At 73.6% G+C, this 5,082-nt stretch carries 4 protein-coding genes and 1 riboswitch; of the genes, 1 reads left to right on the plus strand and 3 read right to left on the minus strand.

Annotation, left to right across the window (positions count from 1 at the left end):
• From M3C17_RS18710 to M3C17_RS18720, 3 genes are all read right to left on the minus strand, one after another.
• On the minus strand, window positions 1–615 hold a 615-nt coding region (locus tag M3C17_RS18710), incomplete at its 3' end, for an energy-coupling factor transporter transmembrane protein EcfT (RefSeq protein ID WP_259979556.1).
• The gene (locus M3C17_RS18715; protein ID WP_259979557.1) at window positions 612–2,069 is read right to left on the minus strand and encodes an ABC transporter ATP-binding protein; all 1,458 of its coding nucleotides are present in this window, start codon (window positions 2,067–2,069) and stop codon (window positions 612–614) included. The genes M3C17_RS18710 and M3C17_RS18715, both read right to left, overlap by 4 nt.
• Window positions 2,069–2,713, minus strand: a complete 645-nt coding sequence (locus tag M3C17_RS18720; protein ID WP_259979558.1) for an ECF transporter S component — start codon at window positions 2,711–2,713, stop codon at window positions 2,069–2,071. Before M3C17_RS18720 ends, M3C17_RS18715 begins: the two co-directional genes overlap by 1 nt.
• A riboswitch (TPP riboswitch) is annotated at window positions 2,706–2,815 on the minus strand. Its footprint overlaps the gene before it by 8 nt.
• 79 nt (window positions 2,816–2,894) lie before the next feature.
• Here M3C17_RS18720 and M3C17_RS18725 point away from each other — a divergent pair.
• The gene (locus M3C17_RS18725; RefSeq protein ID WP_259979559.1) at window positions 2,895–4,934 is read left to right on the plus strand and encodes a D-alanyl-D-alanine carboxypeptidase family protein; all 2,040 of its coding nucleotides are present in this window, start codon (window positions 2,895–2,897) and stop codon (window positions 4,932–4,934) included.
• Window positions 4,935–5,082: the final 148 nt, after the last annotated feature.

Below are 5,082 nucleotides of genomic sequence, written 5' to 3' on the forward strand. Positions count from 1 at the left end.
CGCGAGCTTCGCGCCGCGCCGGATCGACAGCACGAGCAGCGCGAACGCCATGCCGAGGAAGCGCCGCAGTCTGCCCCGGTCGGCGACACCCCTGGCCCGTCGCGCCAGCTCCAGGGCGCGCCAGTCATCGAGGAACAGTCCCACCATGCGAAGGCCTGCGAGGGCGCCGAGCACGAACCGCGCGGGAAGGCGCAGGATCTGCCCGAGCCCGTCGGCGAGATCCGTCGGGTCGACCGTGATGAACAACACGACCGAGGGCAGCGCGATCGCCAGCACCCGCAGCATCGTCGCGAGAGCGAGTGCCAGCGAGCCCTCGCTGATCCGCAGCACGAACCAGTCGACGTACACCGTACCGCTCGTCTCGCCGTAGAGCGCGATCGTCAACCCGGTCAGGGGTGCTGCGAGCCACACCGGCCAGGTGCGCACCCAGAACTCACGCCACCCGATGCCCGCGAACAGGAACAGCACGAACTCCAGGACCAGGGCGACCGCGGCCGAGACCGGGTCGAGCGTGAGGATCAGCGGCACCGCGATGAGGGCGCTCACCCCGAGCTTGGCCACCGGGTTGATGCCGGCGACGACGCCCGTGCGGGCCCGGGAGTCCCTCAGCATCATCGGGCACCCCCGAGCGCGAAGCGCCGCGCGTGCAGCGCCGAGGCCACATCGAGGTCGTGCGTGATCGTGACGATCGCAGAGCCCTCGTCGCGCAGCGCCGCGAGCATCGCCACCAGCTCGGACCAGGTGCGGGCGTCCTGCCCGAATGTCGGCTCGTCGAGCACCAGCACGCGGGGCCGGGTGGCGATCGCCGCCGCGACCGTGAGCCGGCGCTTCTCCCCACCGGACAGCGTGTAGGGGTTCGCCGCGGCCAGGCGGTCCAGGCGCAGACGCGCGAGGAGCTCCTCCGTCCGGGCGGCGATCTCCTCCTCGGGCACCCCCAGCGCGCGCGGACCGACCGCGAGCTCGTCGCGCACCGTCTTCGCGAGCAGCTGATGCTCCGGCTCCTGGAACACCATCCCGATGCGCGTGAGCAGGTCGCGGGAGGCCCAGCGGATCGGCGCGGTGCCCGCCCCGGCGGCCAGCACGGGCGCTGCGGTGACCTGCCCCCGGGCGGGCGGCAGCAATCCGGCCAGTGTGAGCCCGAGCGTGGACTTCCCTGCCCCGTTCGGCCCCGTGAGGGCCAGCGCCTCCCCCGCATGCACGTCCAGGTCGATGCCGCTCGCGACCGGACGGCCCTTCACCCGGGCGACCGCCAGTCCGCGCGCGGAGAGCAGCACCTCACCCCGCACCGTGGAGGGTGCCGGCGGGAGGGCGGGCGGGTGCCCGGGGACCCACACCCCGTCGGCGGCGAGACGAGGGCCCTGCGTCACCAGCACCTCGGCGGGCGGCCCGTCCGCGATGACACCTCCGGCCCCGAGCACGATCACGCGGGTGATGAGCGGGAGCCACACGTCGAGGCGATGCTCGACCACGACCAGCGTCGAGGGCCGCGCATCCAGCAGGCGCTGCACGGCGTCGCGCACCTCGACCACGCCGTCCGGATCGAGGTTGGCGGTCGGCTCGTCGAGCAGCAGCAGTCCCGGGCGCATCGCGAGGAGCCCGGCCAGCGCGAGCCGCTGCTTCTGCCCGCCGGAAAGCGCCTTCGTCGGGTGGTCGAGCGGGACCTCCAGCCCCACGGCCTGCAGGGCGCTGATGACGCGCGGCCAGATCTCCGACCGCGGCACTCCGAGGTTCTCGCACCCGAAGGCCACGTCGTCGCCGACCCGCGCCAGGATCACCTGGGAGTCCGGATCCTGCAGCACGAGCCCCGCGCGTCCCCTCGTGGCGACCGCGGGCCCGTCGTCCACCAGGAGCTCGCCGCGACTCTCGCCCTCCTCCTCGCCGCCGAGCACCCCGGCGAGCCCGTGCAGCAGCGTGGACTTGCCGGCGCCGGACGCGCCGAGGATGAGGACACGCTCCCCCGGCTCGATCCGGAAGGTCACGTCCTGCAGGGCCCAGGCGAGCCGACTCGCGTGACGCCACCCCCAGCCGCGCGCCTCGACGGCGGCGGGGGCGGCCGGCTGCTCCGGCATCAGACGCGGACGCGCGCCTCGCGCCCGGAGCCGAAGCGGTCGAGCGCACCGGTCGCGGCGATCCCGCGCGCCAGCACCCACGACAGGGCTCCGGCGATGACGGCGCCGGAGACGACCGTGCTGATCAGGTAGATGATCGTGAACGTCGGGCCGGAGCCGGCGTACCAGAGGATGAGGTTGTTGATGCCCCCGGCGAGAGCGGCGCCCGCTCCGGCCAGGATGGCGACGGGAAGCGACCAGCGACGGTAGAAGAAGAGCAGGAAGATCAGCTCGGCTCCAAGACCCTGCACCAGACCGGCCTCGAGCGTGAGGAAGCCACCCCACTGATTGCCGATCAGCGCCGAGACGACCGCCGCGAGCAGTTCGACGTAGATCGCAGCCCCGGCCTTGCGGATGATCAGTCCGCCGAGCACGCCGGCGAACAGCCAGGGACCGTCGAGCAGTCCCTGCAAGCCGGGAAGCAGCGGCTCGAGCAGCGCCTTCGGGCCGAGGTAGCCGACGTTCCACGCCAGGAAGATCAGGCCGGCGGCGACACCGATCACGCTGGCCACGACGATGTCGACGATGCGCCAGCGCAGGTAGCTGCGGGACGGGGACGAACCGGGCGTCGTCGCGGTGGTGGATGCGGACGTGGACGTACTCATGTGAACTCCTCCCTGCGCTGGCATGACCCAGATCAGGTTCGACGGTCGAAGCGCGATTCGCTCCCTCTCAGCCCGGCTCGCCGGACTCCCGTGGTTGTGCTGTCGATCCTATCGCCTCGGCGCCCCGCGGGTCCGCGCCCGCTCGCGGCGGATTCCCCGCAGGATTCGGTACCGTAAGCGGGTGACCGCATCCGATCCCGCCGACGAGGCGACGGGCATCGTCGGCGACGGCTCCGCTCCGTCCGCTGCCCCCAACGGACCAGACGACAGCCCGATGCTCCCCGAACACGCCTCGGCGCGGGTGCCGGTGACGCACAGCGCGGACGCTCTCTTCGCCGGTGACGCTCCGCCCGCCGCGACGGCCACCCCGGCGACCCGCGTCTCCACCTCCGGTCTGGAAGCCCTCTTCGCCACCACCCGCCCCGCGACCACACCGAGCGCCCCCGCCGCGGACTCCGCCACGACCGCCGCTCCCACCACCGTCGCCGCGCCCACCGCCGCACCCGCCATCGGAGGCACCGCGACCAGCGGGACCACCGGGACCACTACCTCCGGTACCACCGCGGTCCCCGCTACCGCTGGCGGCGTCGTCACCGCCGCCTCCGGTACCAGCACCGCCGCCTCCGCGCCCGCCACCTCCGGTACCACGACCGCGACCACGGCGCCCGCTGCCACGAGCGCCACCGCAACCGCCACCGCACCCACCGCCGCACCCGCCACCGCCGCGCCCACCGCCGCACCCGCCGCCGCAACGCCGCCGCTGACGAAGCCGCCGTTCGAACCGCGCAGCCGCGCACGCCGCGCGACGGAGGAGCCGGACGCTGCCGCCGAGCTCCTCGCAGCGGCGAGCGAGGCGCAGTGGGCCGACGACAGCACACCGGCCACCGCGCTGACGTGGGTGGACCCCGCCTCGGTCGCCGCCCACGCGCCGACGGCCTCCCTCGACGCGGAGCCGGAGCCGGAGTCGGCTGCCGCGTTGATGCGTGGCGCGCGACTGCGCCCGGCGATCGCTCGCCCCGGCCTGCTCGTCCCCCTCGGCGTGCTCGCCGGCCTGGTGGCGACGTACTCCGGCACCACACTGCTGTGGCCGCTGCACGAGGTGCCGCCGACGGTGCAGGCCGTCGAGTTCGACACCGTGCCCGCCACGGCGGCCGAGCTGACGTGGCCCGCGCAAGGAGCCGCCGCGGTCGGCATCGGCGGGGTCAGCACGACGGCCTCGATGCCCGACGCGGTCAGCATCGCGAGCATCACCAAGGTGGTCAGCAGCCTGATGGTGCTCGACCGGATGCCGCTGGCGCTGGGCGAACAGGGGCCGGAGTTCACTTTCACCCGCAGCGACAGCGCGCGGTACTGGGAGTACCGTCGCAGCGACCAGTCCGCGCTCGATGTCCCGGTCGGTGGCGTGCTGACCGAGTATCAGCTGCTGCAGGGCACACTGCTGGGCTCCGCGAACAACTACATCGACCGGCTGTCCCAGGAGATCTGGGGCTCGAACGCGGCGTTCGCCGAGGCGGCGGAGGTCTGGCTGCGCGACCGCGGCCTCACCGGCATCACGGTGGTCACCCCGTCGGGCTTCGACGAGCGGAACGTCGCCACTCCGGAGGCGCTGGTGGCGCTCGGCGAACTGGCGATGCGCAACCCGGTGTTCGCGGAGATCGTCGGCACCGCATCGGTGGACCTTCCTGGCGCGGGCACCGTGGTCAACACGAACGGCATGCTCGCGGACCCGGGTGTGGTCGGCATCAAGACCGGAACGCTCGTCGGGTGGAACCTGCTCACCGCGAAGGACGTCACGGTGGGCGACTCCACGGTGCGACTCTTCGCCGCGGTGCTCAACCAGGATGACGACGAGGCGCGACTCGCGGCGACGCGTGCCCTGTTCGGCCAGACCGAGGCGGAGCTGCAGACGCAGAAGCCGGCTGTGCCCGAGGGCACCGTGGTCGGTCGCGTCACGACCGCATGGGGCGAGGACGTGGAGGTCGTGACGGGCGAGGACGCCGAGGTGGTGCTGTGGAACGGCACGGCCGCGTCCGCCTCAGCCGTCTTCGATCTGGGCGAGAAGCGGGAGTCCGACGACACCGTGGGCACCCTGACGACGACCGGACCGCTCGACACCGACGAGACGCCCCTCGTGCTCCGCGAAGACGTCGACGGCCCGAGCCCGTGGTGGCGCCTGACGCACCCCTTCGAGCTGCTCGGCATCACCGTCGACCCCGCCTGACCCGCGACGCCGGACGCACGACGCCCCCGCCCCAGCGCCGTCTCGACCCCGCCTGACCCGCGACACCGGACGCACGACGCCCCGCCCCGGCGCCGTCTCGACCCCGCCTGACCCGCGAAGCCGGACGCACGACGCCCCGCCCCGGCGC

Origin of the sequence: Microbacterium sp. p3-SID336, assembly GCF_025143365.1 — a bacterium.
Taxonomy (GTDB): Bacteria; Actinomycetota; Actinomycetes; order Actinomycetales; family Microbacteriaceae; genus Microbacterium.

Excerpts from the sequence above, each read along its gene's own strand:
- M3C17_RS18720 (WP_259979558.1), bottom strand. The coding sequence starts at position 2,713 with ATGAGTACGTCCACGTCCGCATCCACCACCGCGACGACGCCCGGTTCG.
- M3C17_RS18715 (WP_259979557.1), bottom strand. The coding sequence starts at position 2,069 with ATGCCGGAGCAGCCGGCCGCCCCCGCCGCCGTCGAGGCGCGCGGCTGG.